We start from the raw sequence: 18,745 nt of genomic DNA on the forward strand, positions 1-18,745 counted from the left end.
GAAATCTTCCGCGATCATAGCATGCTGCCTCAGATGGGAAACCCGTCGGCCGCCGTCAATCACTGGCAGTGGCGGCGGACGCAAGTGTGGCGTCGGCCTTCAGCATCCGCTCCAGCGTCTCCAGCCGGTCGGCCTCCGCCGGCGGCTTGTCCCAGCGCAGCCGGCTAATGCGCGGAAACCGCATCGCCACGCCGGACTTGTGCCGCGGCGAACGCGCCAGCCCCTCGAAGGCGACTTCCAGCACCAGCCCCTGATCGGGCTCGTGCACGACATGGCGGACCGGGCCGAATTTCTCGGTGGTGTGGCGGCGGACGAAGCGGTCGATCTGGATGAGCTCCTCGTCGGTGAATCCGAAATAGGCCTTGCCGACCGGTACCAGCTGGTCGCCGCCGTCGGTCGCGGTCCACACCCCGAATGTATAGTCGGAATAATACGACGAGCGCTTGCCGTGACCGCGCTGCGCATACATCAGCACGGCGTCGATGATGTGCGGATCACGTTTCCATTTCCACCACTGGCCCTTCGGCCGCCCCGGCAGATAGGCCGAGTCGCGCCGCTTCAGCATCACGCCTTCCACCGCATCAGCGTCCTCGCCGGCACCGGCGCTGGTGGGGTCGGCGCGGGCCGCGGCGAGCGCGGCCCAGTCCGCGAAGGCGATCTGTTCGGACAGGTCGATGCGCGGATCGTCGAGCTGTGTGACGAAGCCTTCCAGCCTCGTGCGGCGCTGCTCGAACGGCAATTCGCGCAAATCCGTCTCGCCGTCGTGAAGCAGGTCATAGGCGCGCAGATGGATCGGGTACTCCTTGAGCATTTTTGGCGTGACGCTTTTGCGGTTCAGCCGCTGCTGCAGCACGTTGAACGATTGCACTCGGCCCTCGCGCAGCACCAGCAACTCGCCGTCGATCGCACCGGGCAATCGCAAGCTGGGTGCGAGATCGGGAAACGCGCTCGTGATGTCCTCGCCGGTGCGCGAATAGAGCCGCGTGATGATGCTGCCGTGGTCATCGAGCCCGCTCACCGCCTGGATGCGGATGCCGTCCCATTTCCATTCGGCGACGAAATCCCTGGCATCGAGGTTGGCGAAATCAGAGTCCTCGATCGCGTGCGCCAGCATCACCGGGCGGAACGGCGCGGGATCGAGATTGACCGGCTTCTCCGCGCGGCCTTCCAACCATGCGAACAGTTCAGGATAGGGCGGCGATAGCCCGGGCCACATTAGTTCGACGTCATGCGCATCCTTGTCGCCGAGCGCGGCCGCAGCGGTTTTCGCCAGACGGGCGGAGACGCCGATCCGCATGCTGCCGGTGACCAGTTTCAGCAGCGCCCAGCGCCCGGTCTCGTCGAGCTCATCCAGCCAGCGGATGAGCTGCATCGGCAATTCCATTTTGCCGAGCGTACGGAGTGTCGTGACGACTTCGGTAAGTGTCGGCGGCGGGTTGTTGTGGGCAATTTCCGCGGATTTCGGCCACATCAGTGCGACCGTTTCGGAGAGATCGCCGACGTAATCATACGACAGTGCGAACAGCACAGGATCGGTGCGCGACGCAATCAGATCACGGATCAGCCCGGCCTTGGCGTGTTTGAACGACAGCGCGCCGGTCAGTGCCGCCAGCGCGTAACCGCGGTCGGGGTCAGCGGTCTCGCGAAAATAGTTCGTGATCAGCCGCAGCTTGTTGTTGCGGCCGGGCTCATAGGCCAAGCGATCGAGCAATTCGGCGAAGCGGTTCATGCACCCCCGCCTTCGCCCGGCGGCAGCGCTTCTTCTTCCTCTTCGTCGCCATAGCCGACCAGTGCCAGCGGTCGCGCGGTCAGTCCCTTGGTCTGGCACCAGTGCACCAGCGCGTCTTCCTGGCCGTGTGTGACCCAGATCTCGCCCGCGCCCGTGGCGCCGATGGTGGCGATCAGTCCATCCCAATCGGCGTGGTCGGAGATGATCAGCGGCAGCTCGATGCCGCGCTGCCTTGCGCGGGCTCTGACCCGCATCCAGCCCGACGCGAACGCCGTCACCGGATCGGGAAACCGCCGTGTCCATACGTCTGATGTGGCAGATGGCGGCGCCAGCGTGATGGTGCCGGCGAGGTCGGCCTTCTTGACGCCTTTGACCAGACGGAGGTCGCCGAGATTGATGCCGCGGCTTTCGTAATAGCGGGTGATCTTCTCCATCGCGCCGTGCAGATAGATCGGCGCGTCATAGCCGGCCTGCCGGATCAGCTTGATGACGCGCTGTGCCTTTCCCAGCGAATAGGCGCCTACCAGATGCGCGCGCTCGGGAAACAGCGCGACGGAATTCAGCAGCTTCTTCACCTCGTCGGCGGCGTCGCCATGCCGGAACACCGGCAGGCCGAAGGTGGCTTCGGTGATGAACACATCGCACGGCACGGCCTCGAACGGCGTGCAGGTCGGATCGGGCGCGTCCTTGTAGTCGCCCGACGCCACGATGCAGATGTCCGCGCAGGTCACCGCGATCTGCGCCGAGCCCAGTACATGGCCGGCCGGATGGCATTTGATGGTGACGTCGCCGATCTTCAGCGTCTCGCCATAGGCGATCATCTGCGTGCTGCCTGCGAAGTTGTCGCCGTAGCGCAGCCGCATCATGTCGAGCGTTTCCTGCGTCGCCAGCACGTGGCCGTGGCCGGGGCGGGCGTGGTCGGAATGGCCGTGGGTGATGACGGCGCGTTCCACCGGCCGGACGGGGTCGATGTGGAAGCCGCCGGGCTTGCAACACAGGCCAGCGGGCACCGGGATTAAAATATCTTGCGGACGCATCTGGGCTATATAGGTCCCCTCAGGGTTCATTCGAGTCTTGGCAAGCTAGCCTTGCGAATGCCCCTCGGGGCGATCGGTTCCCCCATGCCAGCGCGCTTGTTCATGTCATCCGGCGATATGAATGCCGACCGACGCTTCGATTACGCCCGCGACCTGCAGGTGCAGGGCAATCTGGTCGCCGCCGAGGACCTGTTCGTGCAGGCCACCGAGCTCGCCCCGGGCTTCGCCACCGCGTGGTTCACGCTAGGCGAGGTCCGTGAGGCGCTCGGCGACCTGCCCGGCGCGATCATCGCCTTCGGCCATGCACGGGATACCGATGCCGGCGACCGCAACGGCGCAGGCCTGCGGCTGATGCGGTTGGGCGCCGTGAAGCTCGCGATGATGCCGCCGACCTATGTCACCGCCCTGTTCGACCAGTACGCACCGAAATTCGAGACCGCACTGGTCGAGACGCTGGGCTATCGCGGCCCTGCCGTGCTGTTCAAGGCGGTACTCGCCGTCTGCGCCGCGAGCGAACGGGCGATGCAATTCCGCTGCGCGATCGACCTCGGCTGCGGCACCGGCCTCGCCGGAGCCGCCTTTGCCGCCAGCACTGCGGAGATGATTGGCATCGACCTGTCGCCGCGCATGATCGAGCGCGCCCGCACAAGCGGCCACTATGCCGAGCTGGAAGTCGCCGAGATCGTCGATGGCCTGCGCCGCCGGTCCGATGCCAGCGCTGACCTGATTCTGGCCGCCGACGTGCTGATCTATCTGCACGACCTCGCGCCGGTTTTGGCCGAAGCGGCGCGCGTGCTGGCGCCGGGCGGGCTGCTCGCTTTCACCGCCGAAAGCCATGACGGCGACGGCGTCATCCTGGGCGCAGGCCTGCGCTACGCCTATAGCGATAGCTACGTGCGGACGTCGGTCGCGGCGTCCGGGCTGACGCTCAACCGGTTCGACCACATCTCGACGCGGAATGAAGGCCACGTTCCGGTGCCAGGCATGGTGGTGGTGGCGATCAAAGACTGACTGGAATGCGATGGCTCGTCGATGGCGTCATGCAAACTGTGGTCACCCGGCTTGACCGGGTGACCAAGTAAACACCGGCCTGAGTGTACAGGGGCGCCCGGTCAAGTCGGGCGATGACAGCCATGTGGGCGGCGGGCTTTCGGCTCCTCGCAATGACGGCTGTAGGGCCTGAGCTTCACCCAAACAAAAACCCCGGCCGCGAGGCCGGGGTTTTGAAGTTGAGGGAGAACGCGGCGATTAGTACTTCGCCACGACCGGGCTGCTGAAGTGATAGTTCAGGCCGGTGCGGAAGATATGCTCGGTCACGTTGGTGGTGAGAACCGTGGTGTTGATGAGGTTCGAGGTCGAGCCAAGATCGACATAGAGATATTCGGTCTTGGAGGTCCAGTTCGGGCCGAACATGCCGAGCAAGGTGAAGGGCGTCTCGAGGCCAGCGCCCGCAGTCCAGCCACTTCTGGTGGTCGAAGCATCGAGCGCACTGGCGACGCCGTCTTCGCGGGCCTTGGTCTTCACGCCGCCGTAAGCATAGCCGCCGGTGACATAGAACAGGGATGAACCGGCCGCGTAACCGAGGCGACCACGAACGGTGCCGAACCAGGGCAGCCTGGCATCATAAGCGATGGTGCCGAAGCCAACCACAGTCTTGTTGTCGCGCTGGCTGGAGGCCTGGATGTCGGCTTCCAGACCGTACACCCAGTTTGCGGCCTGCCAGTTGTAGCCGGCCTGAACGCCGCCGTTGATTCCGTCGGGAGCGAGGTTGAAGATTTCGCTCGCGCCGAGGTCGCCGGGCGGGTTGGCCGGTTTGATGACGCTGCTGCGATCGCGGCCGGTGCCGGTGCCGAAATTGCCGCCGAGATACCAACCGGTCCAGTCCGCTGCGACGACCGGCGTGTAAGCGCTGCTGCTGCCGACGCGATAATTCAGCCCGACGCGAAAGATGTTCTCGCGAACTTCGGTGTTGAGCGTCTGGGTGAAAGGTTCGAACGCGTAGCTGTTGTTGCCCATGTTCAGATAGAGATATTCGATCTTGCCGGTCCAGTTGCCGCCCAGCGCCGCTTCGACGCCGCTGCCGACAACCCAGCCGTTCTGCATCTTGTTGCTCGAGAACACCGTGCCGATGCCAGCTTCGGTGATGCTGGTCTTGACGTTGCCGTAAGCGTAACCGCCGGTGACGTAACTGAGCACGGGGCCGGTGGCGAGGCCGACCCGGCCGCGAACGGTGCCGAACCAGTCGATCTTCTGGCTGTAGGCGGTCGCCAGCAACGGACCGCCCACATTGGTGCGGTCGTCGCTCAGTTCCGCGCCCTGGATGTCGGCCTCAAAGCCATAGACCAGCGACCCGGCCTGCCAGTTATAGCCGACCTGGCCGCCGCCAAAGGCGCCTTGCGGCGCCAGATAGAGCGAATCGGTGCCCAGCGGGGTGTCGTGGATGGCGCGATTTCGGCCGAGCCCGATGCCGGCGTTCACACCGAGATAGAAACCGGTCCAGTCATACACAGCGACCGATGGAGCCTTGTAGTAAGGAGCCTTGGCGGCCATGTCTGCGGCCTGCGCGCCGGCGGTCATGCCGAGCAGCGCCGTGGCGCTGAGGAAGAGTTTTTTCATGATGGCCCCATTTCGGCTTCCTGCTCCAACGAGGAAGGGAGGAGGTGGTTGTGTCTGCAGCGAAGGAGCCACATTGGTGGTAAGCAGATAATCCTCTCTCGTGGTAAATTTTTCCTAAAGGAAACGGTGCGCAACTGCTCAAACAAAAACCCCGGCCGCAAGGCCGGGGTTCTGAAGTTGAGGGAGAATGCGACGATCAGTACTTCGCAACGACCGGGGTGCTGAAGTGATAGTTCAGGCCGGTGCGGAAGACGTGCTCGGTGACATTGGTGGTCAGCGTTGCAACGGTGCCCGGCACGATGGCGGTGTTGGAGCCGAGATCGACGTAGAGATATTCGGTCTTCGAGGTCCAATTTGGTCCGAACAGGCCGAGCAACTTGAAGGGCGTCTCGATGCCGCCGCCGACGGCATAGCCGCCCTGCGTCTTGTCGACGGTGCCGCCGAAAGCGCCTTGGGTAACCTTGGTCTTCACGCCGCCGTAGGCGTAACCGCCGGTGGCGTAGAACAGGCTCTGACCGACCGAGTAGCCGACGCGGCCACGAACGGTGCCGAACCATGGCAGCGTGGCATCGTAAGCGATGGTGCCGAGACTGCCGGTGGTCTTGTTGTCCTTCTGCGAGGATCCCTGAATGTCGGCTTCGATGCCGTACACCCAGTTGCCGGCCTGCCAGTTGTAACCGGCCTGTACGCCGCCATTGATGCCGTCGGGGGCCAGGTTGAACCGTTCGGTCGTGCCGTTGGCGGTAAGCGAGCTGCGATCACGGCCGGTGCCGGAGCCGACGTTGCCGCCGAGATACCAGCCGGTCCAGTTCGCCGCCACAACGGGGCTGTAGAGGCTGTTGCCGCCGATGCGGTAGTTCAGGCCGACGCGGAAGATGTTTTCGCGGATTTCGCTGTTCAGCGACTGGCCAAGGAAGGTGTCGGTACGGTTGCCGAGGTTCAGGTAGAGATACTCGACCTTGCCGGTCCAGTTGCCGCCGAGCGAGGCTTCGACGCCGCTGCCGACGGTCCAGCCACCTGCCGTGCGATTGTCCGAGAACGCGGCGACGCCGCCTTCGGTGACAGTGGTTTTGACGTTGCCGTAAGCGTAGCCGCCGGTGAAGTAGCTGAGCACGGGGCCGGTGGCGAGACCGACGCGGCCGCGCACGGTGCCGAACCAGTCAACCTTGGAGCCGTAGGCCGTCGGGGTGAGGCCGCCGATGCCGCCACCAACATTGGTGTGGCCGTCGCTGAGGCCGGCGCCCTGGATGTCGGCTTCGAGGCCGTACACGATCGGGCCCAACAGTGAGTCGCCCTGCCAGTTGTAGCCGATCTGGCCGCCGCCGAACGCGCCCTGCGGGGCGAGGTACAGCGAATCATTGGTGAAGTCGTGCTGAACGCGGTCGCGGCTGATGCCGACGCCGGCGTTCACGCCCATGTAGAAGCCGGTCCAGTTGTAAACGGCCAGCACCGGAGCCTTCAGGTAAGGCGCCTTGACGGCCAGATCGGCCGCCTGTGCACTCATCGCTGTCCCTACGAGCATCGCTCCGGCGGCAAGAATACGTTTCATCATCGACCCCAGTTCAAATTGAACCCCGAATCTAGGGGAAACGGCGGTGATTGGCTGTATCTGGTGGGCCACACTGCCGCATATTGAGTGGCCGGAATTGTCGGAAGACATCGAGTTTCCGGGCCTGGATACCGTTCTCGCAGGTTGTGGTGAATTGCACGTCAACGCTGTGGTTGATGGCTGGCCGGGGCGGGATGCCGTCGGCGCCCGCAAACCATTGCCAACGCAGCCCTGCCCGCACAGGATGTCGGCAGGCCAGACCGCGACCAAACGCGGCGGCTCAAGAAAAGCGGCCTGCTCCCGCGGGTCAGCAATCAGGGAGAAACCTCGATGCCTTCGCGCCATAGTTCCGTCTTCACAGCCGCGGTCATTGCCGCAACCGCCATGTTCGGCTCGGGCGCGTTTGCCGCTGGCAAGAAATACGATCCGGGTGCCTCCGACACCGAGATCAAGCTGGGGCAGACCATCCCCTACAGCGGCGCCGGCTCGCTTTACGGCGTGATCGGACGGACCCAGGCGGCCTATTTCCAGATGTTGAACGAGAAGGGCGGCATCAACGGCCGCAAGATCAACTTCCTGTCGCAGGACGACGCCTACAGCGCGCCGAAGGCGGTCGAAGCGACCCGCCGGCTGGTGGAGCAGGACGAGGTGCTCGCGCTGTTCGGGTCGTTGGGCACCGCACCGCAGTCGGCGGTGCAAAAATTCCTCAACAGCAAGAATATTCCTCAATTGCTGCTGAACACCGGCGCGTCGCGCTGGAACGATCCGAAGAACTTTAAATGGACCACCCCCGGCCTGCCGATCTACTCGACCGAGGGCCGCATCATCGCGCGCTACCTGCTGCAGAAGAACCCGAACGCCAAGGTCGCGGTACTGTTCCAGAACGATGAGTTCGGCCGCGATTTCATGAATTCGTTCAAGGAGGTGCTGGTGGAGGCGGGCGGTACGGCCAAGGTCGTCGCGGAAGCGTCCTACGACCTCACCGATCCCACCATCGATTCGCAGCTGATCAATCTGGCGAAGTCGGGCGCGGACACGTTTTACAATGTCTCGACCGGCAAGGCGACGTCGCAAACCATCCGCAAGGTTGCCGAACTGGGCTGGAAGCCGCTGCACCTGCTGGTCTCGACCTCGAGCGGCCGTTCGATCATCAACGCCGCCGGAGCCGACAATGCCAAGGGCATCGTCGCGATGAGCTACACCAAGGAAGTCGGCAGCGAGAAGTGGAAGGACGATCCGGACGTGCAGGCCTTCCAGGAACTGCGCAAGAAGTATCTGCCGAACGTCGATCCCGACAACACCATCGCGTTCCAGGGCTATTCGCAGGCGGTGACGATGGCCGAGATCCTGCGCCGCTGCGGCGATGAACTCACCCACGAAAACGTGCTCAAGCACGCCACCAGCCTGGATGGCTACCGCGCCCCGGTGTTCCTGCCCGGCATCACCTACGGCTTCACACCTACCGACTACACCACCATCAAGGCGCTCTATGTCGGCACCTTCAACGGCGCCGACTGGGACTTGTCCGACAAACCGGTCAGCCAGTAGCGCCGCGCAGGCGGCAGCCCTGTGGCCTGCGAGGAGCCAAGGCTCCTCGCAGAATGGCTCCTCGCAATAACGCGGTGTGATGACTAGCTGTTGTCCGTGGCGACGCGAAAGAAAATCCCTTCACCCGAACTGCCCGAAATGTTCACGCGCTGGTTCGCCGCGCGGGGCTGGTCGCCGCGCGAACATCAGCTGGCGCTGCTGCAAAAGGCCCGCGAGGGCCGCTCTGCCCTGCTGATTGCCCCCACCGGCGCCGGCAAGACGCTGGCGGGATTTCTGCCGACATTGGTGGAGCTGAGCGGGGCGGGGGAGGGGGAGACAAGTACTCTCGTCGCCACCGGCCGTGGCGTCACCAGCAGCAGGGGCCTCCACACGCTCTATATCTCTCCGCTGAAGGCGCTCGCCGTCGATATAGCGCGCAATCTGGAAGCGCCGATCGCCCAGATGAACCTGCCGATCAAGGTAGAAACCCGCACCGGCGACACGCCGGTGTCGCGGCGGGCGCGGCAGCGGCGCTATCCGCCGGATATCTTGCTGACCACGCCGGAACAGCTCGCGCTGCTGCTTTCAAGCGACGACGCGCCGTTCCTGTTTGCATCGTTGAAGCGCGTCGTGCTCGACGAACTGCACGCGCTGGTGACCTCGAAGCGCGGCGACCTGTTGTCACTCGGTCTGGCGCGGCTGTGGCGGCTTGCGCCGGAGATGCGCATGATAGGCCTGTCGGCGACGGTGGCCGAACCGGAATCGCTTTCTCGATTTTTGGTGCCGCAACGCGACGGCGAAGTCACCTCCGCCGATATCGTCATCGCCGGCGGCGCGACCGCGCCGGTGGTCGAGATGCTCGACACAAGCGAGCGGCTGCCCTGGGCCGGCCATTCGGCGCGCCATGCGCTCGGCGAGATCTACGATCTCATCAAGGCCAACCGGACCACGCTGGTATTCGTCAACACCCGCAGCCAAGCCGAGATGCTGTTCCAGGATCTGTGGAGGATGAACGACGACAATCTCGCGATCGCCCTGCATCACGGATCCCTCGATGTCGCGCAGCGGCGCAAGGTCGAGGACGCGATGGCCGCCGGCCGATTGCAGGGCGTGGTTTGCACCTCGTCGCTCGATCTCGGCGTCGACTGGGGTGATGTCGATCTGGTCATCAATGTCGGCGCGCCGAAGGGCGCGTCACGGCTGATGCAGCGGATCGGCCGCGCCAACCATCGCATCGACGAAGCGTCGCGCGCGGTGCTGGTGCCGGCCAATCGATTTGAAGTGCTTGAATGCCGCGTCGCCATTGATGCGGTGGCGGAGAACGCGCAGGACACCCCGCCACTGCGCACCGGCGCACTCGACGTGCTGGCGCAGCATATTCTTGGCTGCGCCTGCGGCGAGCCGTTTCTCGCCGATGATCTCTATGCCGAGGTTTTGTCGGCGGCGCCCTATGCCGAACTGACCCGCAGGGATTTCGACGACACGGTCGATTTCGTGGCGTCCGGCGGTTACGCGCTGAAGACCTATGAACGCTTCGCCCGGATCAAGCAGGATGCGAAGGGTCGCTGGCGTGTCACCAATCCCAAGGTGCGGCAGATGTACCGCATGAATGTCGGCACCATCGTCGAGGACACCATGCTGCGGGTCCGGCTGGTGCGCGGCGGTGTCCAGGGAAAAGGCAAGCGCGCTACCGGCGCATTGGCGCGCGGTGGCCGGATGCTCGGCCAGATCGAGGAATACTTCGTCGAGAATCTGGTGGTCGGCGACACCTTCGTATTCGCAGGCGAAGTGGTGCGCTACGAATCGCTGGTCGAGGATCAGGTCTATGTCTCGCGCGCCAACGACAAGGACGCCAAGGTGCCGTCTTACATGGGCGGCAAGTTTCCGCTCTCGACCTATCTGGCCGAACGCGTGCGAAAATTGCTCGACAACAAGCGCGCATGGAGAAGCCTGCCGGACCAGGTCGCCGAATGGCTGTCGTTGCAGGCGCATGTGTCGCGCGTGCCGGGCGTGCGGGAACTCCTGGTGGAGACCTTTCCGCGCGCCGACAAGCATTATCTCGTCTGCTATCCGTTCGAGGGCCGGCTGGCGCACCAGACGCTCGGCATGTTGCTGACGCGACGGCTGGAGCGGGGCCGCGCGCGGCCGCTCGGCTTTGTCGCCAACGAATATGCGTTGGCCGTATGGAGCCTCGGCGACATGTCGCAGATGATCCGCAACGGCCGGCTCGATCTCGATGCTTTGTTCGATCCCGACATGCTCGGTGACGATCTGGAGGCGTGGCTGGCCGAATCCGCGCTGATGAAGCGCACTTTCCGCACCTGCGCCGTCATTTCCGGTCTGATCCATACGCGCTTCACCGATGCGGAAAAGACCAGGCGGCAGGTGCTGTTCTCCACCGACCTGATTTACGATGTACTGCGCAAGCATCAGCCGGATCATGTGCTGCTGCGCGCCGCGCGCGCCGATGCTGCGACCGGGTTGCTCGATATTCGCCGCCTCAGTGACATGCTCCAGCGAATCCAGGGCCGCATCATCCACAAGGAACTCGACCGGGTGTCGCCCCTGGCGGTGCCGGTGATGCTGGAAATCGGCCGCGAACAGGTGTACGGCGAAGCCTCCGACGAGTTGCTGGCGGAAGCCGCCGAGGAACTCGTGAAGGAAGCCACGGGGCCGTAGATCGCGATGGACGCCGAACCGATCATTGCCGAAATCAGTGCCGTCCAGATTGCCGGCATTACCCTGCATGCCGATCTGTCCGGCGCGCTGTACTGGGAAGAGCAGCGTCTGCTCGTCGTTTCCGACCTGCATTTGGAAAAAGGTTCCAGCTACGCCACGCGCGGCGTGCTGTTACCGCCTTATGACACTATCGCGACGTTGGGCCGGCTTGGTGCGGTGATCGCGCGTCACGATCCGCGCACGGTGATCGCCCTCGGCGACAGCTTCCATGACCGCGATGCGCATGACCGGCTGTCACAGCCGAACCGCGATGTGCTCGCCGCATTGCAATTGCGCCGCGACTGGATCTGGATTTCCGGCAACCACGATCCTGCTTTGCCGTCCGATCTCGGCGGCGTCGTCGCCGGGGAAGTCGCTATCGGTCCGATCACGTTCCGCCACGAGCCGACCGGCGCGCATGGCGAGATCGCCGGCCATCTGCATCCGAAGGCGCGCGTTTCGACGCGTGGCCGTTCGGTGGAGCGGCGATGTTTCGCGTCCGACGGCATGCGCGCGATCATGCCGGCGTTCGGCGCCTATACCGGCGGTCTCAACATCCGCGACGCGGCGTTCGCGAAAATCTTCCAGACGCTCGGCTTCGTCGCGCATGTGCTGGGCGACCGCCGGCTGCACGCCATCGCCGCATCGCGTTGCCGCTGACACAAGATACTTGCCAGTTCATGCCCCGGAACCTTAGCTAGGGGCGGCACGTTGCCGCAGTGGTTGGGAGCAGGGGCCGGAATGTCAGACCAGTCAGACGGTATCAAATCCGACCTCGATGAACCGCGTCTGGAAACATTCCGCTTCAAGGGCTTCTTCAAGTCGCTCGGCCCCGGCCTGATCACCGGCGCCTCCGATGACGATCCGTCCGGCATCGGCACCTACAGCCAGGCCGGCGCGCAGCTCGGTTACGGCATCGGCTGGACCATGCTGCTGACCTTCCCCCTGATGGTCGCGATCCAGGAAATCTCCGGCCGCGTCGGCCGCGTCACCGGCCGCGGCATCGCCGGCAATGTCTGCCGGCATTATTCGTCGCTGCTGCTGAACTTTGTCGTCGCCCTGCTGTTCATTGCCAATGTCATCAACATCGCCGCAGATCTCGGCGCGATGGCCGACGCCACCAAGCTCCTGATCGGCGGCCCCGGCATGGTCTATGTCGTGCTGTTCGGCGTGCTCTCGATCGCAGCTCAAATCTTCTTCGACTACAGGCGCTACGTCTCGGTGCTGAAATGGCTGACGCTGTGTCTGTTCGCCTATGTCGGCGCGCTGGCGGTCGCCAAGGTGAACTGGGGCGAGGCGCTGACCGGCATCCTCGTGCCGCGGATCACCTGGAGCGTCGATTATCTCACCACGGTGGTGGCGATCTTCGGCACCACGATCTCGCCCTATCTGTTTTTCTGGCAGGCCTCGCAGGAGGCTGAAGATGAACGTATCGATCCCGACAAGCATCCGCTGATCGACGCGCCGCTCGAGGCGGCGATGGAGTTCTCCCGCATCCGAGCCGACACCATCGTCGGCATGGCATTCTCCAATCTGATCGCGCTGTCGATCATCGTCACCGCCGCGGCGACATTGCACGCCACCGGCAAGACCGACATCCAGACCTCGGCCGAAGCCGCCGAAGCGCTGCGCCCGGTCGCCGGCGCGTTCGCCGAGATCATTTTCGCGCTCGGCATCGTCGGCACCGGCCTGCTGGCGATTCCGGTGCTGGCCGGCTCGACGGCCTACGCCGTAGGCGAGGGCCGTCGCTGGGCTGTCGGCCTCGACCGCAAGCCGCGCGAGGCTGCGGCCTTCTACACGGTGCTGGCGCTGGCGGCCGCGATCGGAATCGCGCTGAATTTTACCTCGATCAACCCGATCTCGGCGTTGTACTGGAGCGCGGTGATCAACGGCGTGCTTGCGGTGCCGGTGATGATCCTGCTGATGGTGATGTCGCGCCGCCGCGACGTGATGGACGAATTCGTCATCAGGGGACCGCTGTACTGGCTGGGCTGGCTGTCGACCGGCGCGATGGCGCTAAGCGTCGTGGCCATGGGCGTGGGGTTTTTTCTGTAACGGCGGCGGTTACGCGACCAACCCTGATTAATCCCTCCGAAACACCACCGAGGCCATCCAGCCGGTCATCAGCGCCATCAGCGCCGTCACGATGCCATAGGCAAAGCCGTGGTTGCGGGCGGCGTTGGCGACGAACTGCTCGAAGCCGACCTTGACGATGTCGAAGGCGGTGTCGGCCTTGGCGACCAGCGCGCCGTTGGCCAAGAGCTTGATCTCGATGTCGTAGGTGCCGATCGGCACTTCCGCCGGCAGCGGGATGCCGGTGCGGAACAGGGTAGGCGTCAGGAACGTCACGGCGGCAGTCGCCTCGCGGTACAGGCCGTGTTCGCTGCGCAACCGCACGAAGGCGCTGCGGAAGGCGTCGGTCGCTACCACGTCGGCAAAATCGGTGCCGATCCGCTGCGTCAGCAGTACGTTGGACAGGCCAAGCTGCTGCCGGCGCTGCACGTCGGGCGGCGCGATGGCATCGAGCGGGCGGTTAGCAAACACGGCCAGATAAGACGGGACCTGCACGAACTGGCGGGAGTCGGTGTTGATCCAGATGCCGAACCGGCGCTCCTTGCGCCGCGTGACGAGGTCGGCGCGCGGACCCGACACGGTGACGACAAGGTCGTAATTGCCGCGGTCGGCGGGGGTCTTGTCGTCCTTTTCGACCGAGCCGAACAGCACAAGTTCCTCGCCGGCATAATTCGGGGTCACGGTGACGCGGTGGTTCGAGACCGAGACGATCAGCCGCTCCGCCCGCGCGGGTGCACTGCAGCCAGCGAAGGCCAGCGCGACGATGATGGATGCGGCGCGAAACTTCATCCCGCACCTCCGGTCTCGCGGATGGTGAAGAGATCGCCGGGCTGGATCACCAATTCAATCGCGAAGCGAATCCCGACCGCGAGGATCAGGAGGCCAAGCAGCAACCGCAGATGCTCGCCGCGAATCTTTTGCCCTGCACGGGCGCCGAACTGCGCGCCGGTGACGCCGCCGACCATCAGGATCAGCGCCAGTACGGCATCGACGAGATGATTGGTGACGGCGTGCAGCAGAGTGGCGAACACCATGGTCACCAGCGTCAGCACCATCGAGGTGCCGATTACCGTAGAGGTCGGAATCCGCAGCCAGTAGATCATGATTGGAATCAGGATGAAGCTGCCGCCGATGCCCATCACCGCGCCGATGAAGCCGATGACCAGGCCGGTGACGATGATCGGGATGACCGAGAGGTAGATCTTGGAGCGCTTGAACCGCATTTTCAGCGGCAGGCCGTGGATCCAGCCGTGGCTGCCCGAGCGCCGCAGCACCAATTTCTCGCCGCGCCGGACTCGCATGATCGCGCGTAGCCCTTCCCAGAACATCAGCCCGCCGACCGCGCTGAGCAGCACGACGTAAGACAGTGCAATCAGCAGATCGAGCTGGCCGAGATTGCGCAACAGCGTGAACACGAACACGCCGAGCGCGGTGCCGACGATGCCGCCGGACAGCAGCACGGCCGCCAGCGCCGGATCGATAGCGCGTTTGCGCCAGTAGGAGAGCGCGCCGGAGAATGAGGATGCCGCGATGTGGCTGGCGACAGAAGCGACCGCGACTGCGGGCGCGATGCCGACGAAGATCAACAGTGGCGTCATCAGGAAGCCGCCGCCGATCCCGAACATGCCGGACACGAATCCGACCGCCGCGCCCATCGCCAGGATGAGGAACACATTGACCGGAAGGTCGGCGATCGGGAGATACAGCTGCACGCGCGTTTGCTTCGGAAAGTTGGCCCTGAGTGGGCCGAAACCGCTCACGGCGTGGTTCTGGAGACGACGCGGATCGTGCGCCGCGCCCCTGCATAGCCGATTAGCCCGCTCAAGGAATTAAAGAATCCGCGAGCAATCGTATTTTCTGGCGGGCGCCGTCACGCACTTCGCAAAGTGGTGAACGATTCGCATCAATGGCAACTCGGCTGTCGTCAGCCGAGAAAGCGGGTGACCCAGTACACGGCGGCCGTGCCGCTCCATCACGGACGCCTGTGTCTCCTGGGTCGTCCGGTCAAGCCGGGCGACGACAGGGAGAGTGTGGAAGCAGGAGAAGTCGCCGGGCCGACAGCCCTGCGGCATCCTTACTTCGCCGCGCGTTTGGCTGTAGCGGCGGCCGGCTTGGCGGCCTGCGGGCCGTCCCAGCCGCCGGCGGGAGCGGCGACGTTGATGGCGTCGTCGGGCTGGCCTTCCGGCGTGAACGACTGGATCGCCAGCTTGGCCGCGGCCAGCGATGACGGATCGAGGCGCTTGGCGACGTCATCGCGCTTGCGGCCGGCATCGGCGTCGCCCTGGGCGCCGGCGAGGCTGAACCATTTGAAGGATTCGGCAAGGTTCTGTTCGACGCCGATGCCGCGGGCATACAGGATGCCGAGGTTGAACTGGCTGTCCGCGACGCCGCGTTCCGCGGCCTTGCGGAACCAGTAGGAGGCGCTCTTGTAGTTGGCGCCCTTGCCGCCGCCATCGGCGTCGAGCACCGCGAGATTGTGCATCGCCTTGGCATTGCCGCGCTCGGCCGCCTGCACGTAATAGCGCCGTGCGGCGTCGAGATCCTTCTTCACGCTCATGCCCTTTTCAAAGAGCGTACCGAGCCGAAACATCGCCGGCACGACGCCGGCCTGCGCGGCGCGGTCGTACCATTTGGCGGCTTCGTCGAAATTGGCGGTGACGCCCTTGCCCTCGGCATAACGCATGCCGATCTCGAACGCCGCGGTGGCGTCGCCCTTCAGCGCGGCGTTGCGCAAGGCGACGCTGCCAATCGTCTCGGGGAGCCGCTCGGCAGCCGGGATCGAAACCGTCGAAAGCTTGTAGTTGCTCGGCGGCAGCACCGGGGTCGCGGCCGGAACCGGCAGCTGCGGCGCGGTGATGCTGCCGGTGACGTCCGGCGAGATGTAGGGCACGGCGGGCGCCTGCGGCACAGCTTGCGGCTGCGGCTGTGCCGCCGGCTGCGTGGCAGGGGCGGGCGCGGTGTTGAGCGTCTGCCGGCCGATCGGGGTCGGCGAGGTCAATGACGGCATGGCGGGCGCCGGCGAAGGTGCGACCGGCGCGGTCTGCGTCTCCGCCGGTTCGACTTCGTCAAGCGGCTCGGCGTCCTGCGCGTGTTGCATGAACGGCGCCGTCGAGGGGCTGTCGATCAGCGTCATGGCCATCTTGAAAGAGCCGAGCACGATCACGACCACGCTGGCGCCGACCAGCAATGAGCGGATCTTCGAGCTGATGGTCGAACCGCTGGCGTCGGCGCCCGGCGCGGGTCTCGCGCTGGTGCGTGACCTGTCGGGGCCGGTGGTGGCCGCAGCCTTGGCGGCACGGCGGGCGGCGGCGATGAAGCTGGAAGCGTTGGCCGGTTCGCGGTTGCCATCGGCGATCTCGCTGATCGCCTCCTCGGAGGCGGCGATGCGCTCTGAAGGCGTGCCGACGCGAACCTGCGGCCGGGTGCCCGGCTCCAGCGGCGTATCGGGCGGCAATTCCGGATCGACCATCGGACGAGAGGCGGTCACGCGCTCCGTGGACGCAGGCGTGCTCCGCGCGCTCGGCTGCGGATCGAGGATGTCGCTGATCGCCTTCGGGATCTCGGTCTTCGGGATTTCGATCTTGGGGATCTCGTTCTTCGGCATCGCGAAAGCGGGCGCCGGCTCGTTCGAGATCGCGGTCGCCGCGAATTCACGCGGCGCAGCATCGAATTGCGCCTTCGGATTTGGACGGCCTTGGGGCGGCACCGGGGTCGACTCGAACACGGGCAGCGGGGGCGCTTTTGCCTGCACCGGATTGGGCAATTGCGGACGCGGCGGCGGCGTCGGCGCCACCGTAGCCGGGCTCGTCGCCGCGCGCTGCACCGGAGCGTGCGGGATCGGCGGCGCTGGCGGCGCGGTCTTCACGCTGCGCAGATCGCCTTCGATGATCGCCAGACGGTCAACAACATGGCCGAGCGTGCTGTGCACGACTTCGAGCGAATCCTGGGTGTGGCGATCGGTCTCCGACTGGCTGAAGCGCATGTCGGAGAGTTCGCGCTTGATGGTGTCGACCAGCGACGGATCCATCGTCGGCAGGCTGCGGGCCTCCGAGATCGCGGCGAAGCTGGATTGCTGGCGTTCGAGATGGCGCAGGATGTCCTGCAAGCCGTCCTCGACGCGGCCAAGATTGTTGGCGCGCGGATCACTGGTGGTTTCGATGCGCTCCAGCAGATAGGAGACGCGCTGTTCGAGATGGGTGAACGCTGCGGAGCTGTCATTGCCGACCGGAAGATGGTCGAGGCGATCGGACAGCGCCCGCAGGGCGCCTTCCAGCTGGTCGGAGTTCGGCGCCGGCTGCGGCCGGTCGCGATTTTCCAGCGCGGTGGTCAGCGTCATGATGCGCGCTTCGAGCGCGGCAAAGGAATCGCTGTGGCTGTCGGTGCGCGCGAGCTGGTCGACCTTCATCGACAGCGACTGCACATCGCCGGCGAGCCGCCCCAGTGCTTCGTTGGAGGCGACGTTGGAGACGATGCTGCGCAAGGCTGCGATAGCGCCTTCGAGCTGCTGCATGGTGCCCGGATCGTCGCTGGAGCGCACGATCAGGTCGATCTTGCCGCCGAGGTTCCGGATCGTTTCGTCGAAACCGGCGAGCTGTTCGGCCGGCGTCAGCGTCTGCAACGTCGCGCGGATTTCGCCGAGCGCGCGTTCGACGCCGGCCAGTGCGGTATTATCGATGCCGCTTTGTTTGCTGTCGTCGATGCGCTGGGCGAGCGAGCGAATTTCGTTCTCGAGCGATTCGATTGCACGGCGCGGCAGCGCTTCGGTGACGACGCCACGGATTTCGGCCAGTTCAGCGCGGAACGCGGCGATCGACTGCTCGATGCCGGTGTCGGGCCGCTGCAGCGCGTCGATCTGGCTGGTGATGTGCGACAGTTGCCGCTCGATGGCGGAGACATCCGGCGTGCGCGCAACGGGAGGCGCTGCGGCGCGTGGCGGCGCGATCGGCGGCGCCATCATGCGCGGCACGCCGTCCAGCTCGTTCTGGCGCGCGGCAATTTCGGAGATCGCGAAATCCAGCGAGAACGGGTCGATTGGCGGCGGGGCGCGGTAGACCTGCGCGGCGGCGCGTTCGACCGTTTCATGGCTGTACGCGGCGGGGTCGGCCGCGCGCACGGGTTCGTTGATCTGCGACAGCCGGGCATCGAGCCGAGAGATCGCGTCGTTGAGCTGGCGCGCGACGCCGGGTTCGGAGCCTGCGGGGCGCGAGAACTGTTCGATCTGCCGGGTAATGGCGTCGAGGCGGTGGTGGATTTCGGCGACATCGGCGGCATCGCGCTGCGGCATTGCCGGGCGCGGCATCATCGGTGGCTGGTCGGCGCGCGGCCGGTGGTTCGTCGATGAGAAATTAGGTGCGCTGTCGCCAATGGTCGAATTCAGCCAGTCGCCCAGTGACATACCGGCGCGACGTGCAGCAGCCTCGGCCCGCTCGCGGACCGATGGCTCGATCCCTTCGACATTCCAAGATACGCGCGAATTCATGACTACCGGTTCCGGGC

At 65.1% G+C, this 18,745-nt stretch carries 12 protein-coding genes; 5 read left to right on the plus strand and 7 right to left on the minus strand.

What is annotated here, in order from left to right; translation table 11 throughout:
- Positions 1-55: 55 nt before the first annotated feature.
- The gene (locus tag JWQ24_RS09100) at positions 56-1,729 is read right to left on the minus strand and encodes a cisplatin damage response ATP-dependent DNA ligase (RefSeq protein WP_299806833.1); all 1,674 of its coding nucleotides are present in this window, start codon (positions 1,727-1,729) and stop codon (positions 56-58) included.
- Positions 1,726-2,766 (minus strand): ligase-associated DNA damage response exonuclease, encoded by a 1,041-nt coding sequence (locus JWQ24_RS09105; protein WP_299806914.1) that lies wholly within the window; start codon positions 2,764-2,766, stop codon positions 1,726-1,728. Before JWQ24_RS09105 ends, JWQ24_RS09100 begins: the two co-directional genes overlap by 4 nt.
- 84 nt (positions 2,767-2,850) lie before the next feature.
- Between JWQ24_RS09105 and JWQ24_RS09110 the strand changes: the two genes are divergently transcribed.
- Complete coding sequence (locus JWQ24_RS09110; protein ID WP_299806835.1) at positions 2,851-3,777, plus strand: methyltransferase domain-containing protein; 927 nt, start codon at positions 2,851-2,853, stop codon at positions 3,775-3,777.
- Positions 3,778-4,014: 237 nt separating this feature from the next.
- Here the strand turns inward: JWQ24_RS09110 and JWQ24_RS09115 are convergent, their stop codons facing one another.
- Both JWQ24_RS09115 and JWQ24_RS09120 read right to left on the minus strand, forming a co-directional pair.
- Positions 4,015-5,382: an outer membrane protein gene (locus tag JWQ24_RS09115; RefSeq protein WP_299806837.1), complete on the minus strand. Its 1,368-nt coding sequence runs from the start codon at positions 5,380-5,382 to the stop codon at positions 4,015-4,017.
- Between the two features lie 196 nt (positions 5,383-5,578).
- Positions 5,579-6,931, minus strand: a complete 1,353-nt coding sequence (locus JWQ24_RS09120) for an outer membrane beta-barrel protein (RefSeq protein WP_299806839.1) — start codon at positions 6,929-6,931, stop codon at positions 5,579-5,581.
- Between the two features lie 384 nt (positions 6,932-7,315).
- On the opposite strand from JWQ24_RS09120, the gene JWQ24_RS09125 reads away from it, so the two are divergent.
- From JWQ24_RS09125 to JWQ24_RS09140, 4 genes are all read left to right on the plus strand, one after another.
- Positions 7,316-8,479, plus strand: a complete 1,164-nt coding sequence (locus tag JWQ24_RS09125; protein ID WP_299806916.1) for an ABC transporter substrate-binding protein — start codon at positions 7,316-7,318, stop codon at positions 8,477-8,479.
- Between the two features lie 138 nt (positions 8,480-8,617).
- Positions 8,618-11,137 carry a ligase-associated DNA damage response DEXH box helicase gene (locus JWQ24_RS09130; RefSeq protein WP_299806841.1) on the plus strand — a complete coding sequence of 840 codons (2,520 nt, stop codon included), beginning with the start codon at positions 8,618-8,620 and terminating at the stop codon, positions 11,135-11,137.
- Positions 11,138-11,143: 6 nt separating this feature from the next.
- Positions 11,144-11,836 (plus strand): ligase-associated DNA damage response endonuclease PdeM, encoded by a 693-nt coding sequence (pdeM, locus tag JWQ24_RS09135; protein WP_299806843.1) that lies wholly within the window; start codon positions 11,144-11,146, stop codon positions 11,834-11,836.
- Between the two features lie 81 nt (positions 11,837-11,917).
- Positions 11,918-13,231 (plus strand): divalent metal cation transporter, encoded by a 1,314-nt coding sequence (locus tag JWQ24_RS09140; RefSeq protein ID WP_299806844.1) that lies wholly within the window; start codon positions 11,918-11,920, stop codon positions 13,229-13,231.
- A gap of 27 nt (positions 13,232-13,258) precedes the next feature.
- Here JWQ24_RS09140 and JWQ24_RS09145 read toward each other — a convergent pair whose 3' ends face one another.
- The 3 genes from JWQ24_RS09145 to JWQ24_RS09155 all read right to left on the minus strand — a co-directional run bounded on the left by JWQ24_RS09145 (position 13,259) and on the right by JWQ24_RS09155 (position 18,728).
- The gene (locus tag JWQ24_RS09145) at positions 13,259-14,038 is read right to left on the minus strand and encodes a TIGR02186 family protein (RefSeq protein ID WP_299806846.1); all 780 of its coding nucleotides are present in this window, start codon (positions 14,036-14,038) and stop codon (positions 13,259-13,261) included.
- A complete protein-coding gene (locus JWQ24_RS09150) occupies positions 14,035-14,961 on the minus strand; it encodes a sulfite exporter TauE/SafE family protein (protein WP_299806848.1) in 927 nt (308 codons plus the stop codon). Before JWQ24_RS09150 ends, JWQ24_RS09145 begins: the two co-directional genes overlap by 4 nt.
- 362 nt (positions 14,962-15,323) lie before the next feature.
- Positions 15,324-18,728 carry a hypothetical protein gene (locus JWQ24_RS09155; protein ID WP_299806850.1) on the minus strand — a complete coding sequence of 1,135 codons (3,405 nt, stop codon included), beginning with the start codon at positions 18,726-18,728 and terminating at the stop codon, positions 15,324-15,326.
- Positions 18,729-18,745 lie beyond the last annotated feature (17 nt).

This window comes from Tardiphaga sp. (assembly GCF_028290495.1).
GTDB lineage: Bacteria > Pseudomonadota > Alphaproteobacteria > Rhizobiales > Xanthobacteraceae > Tardiphaga.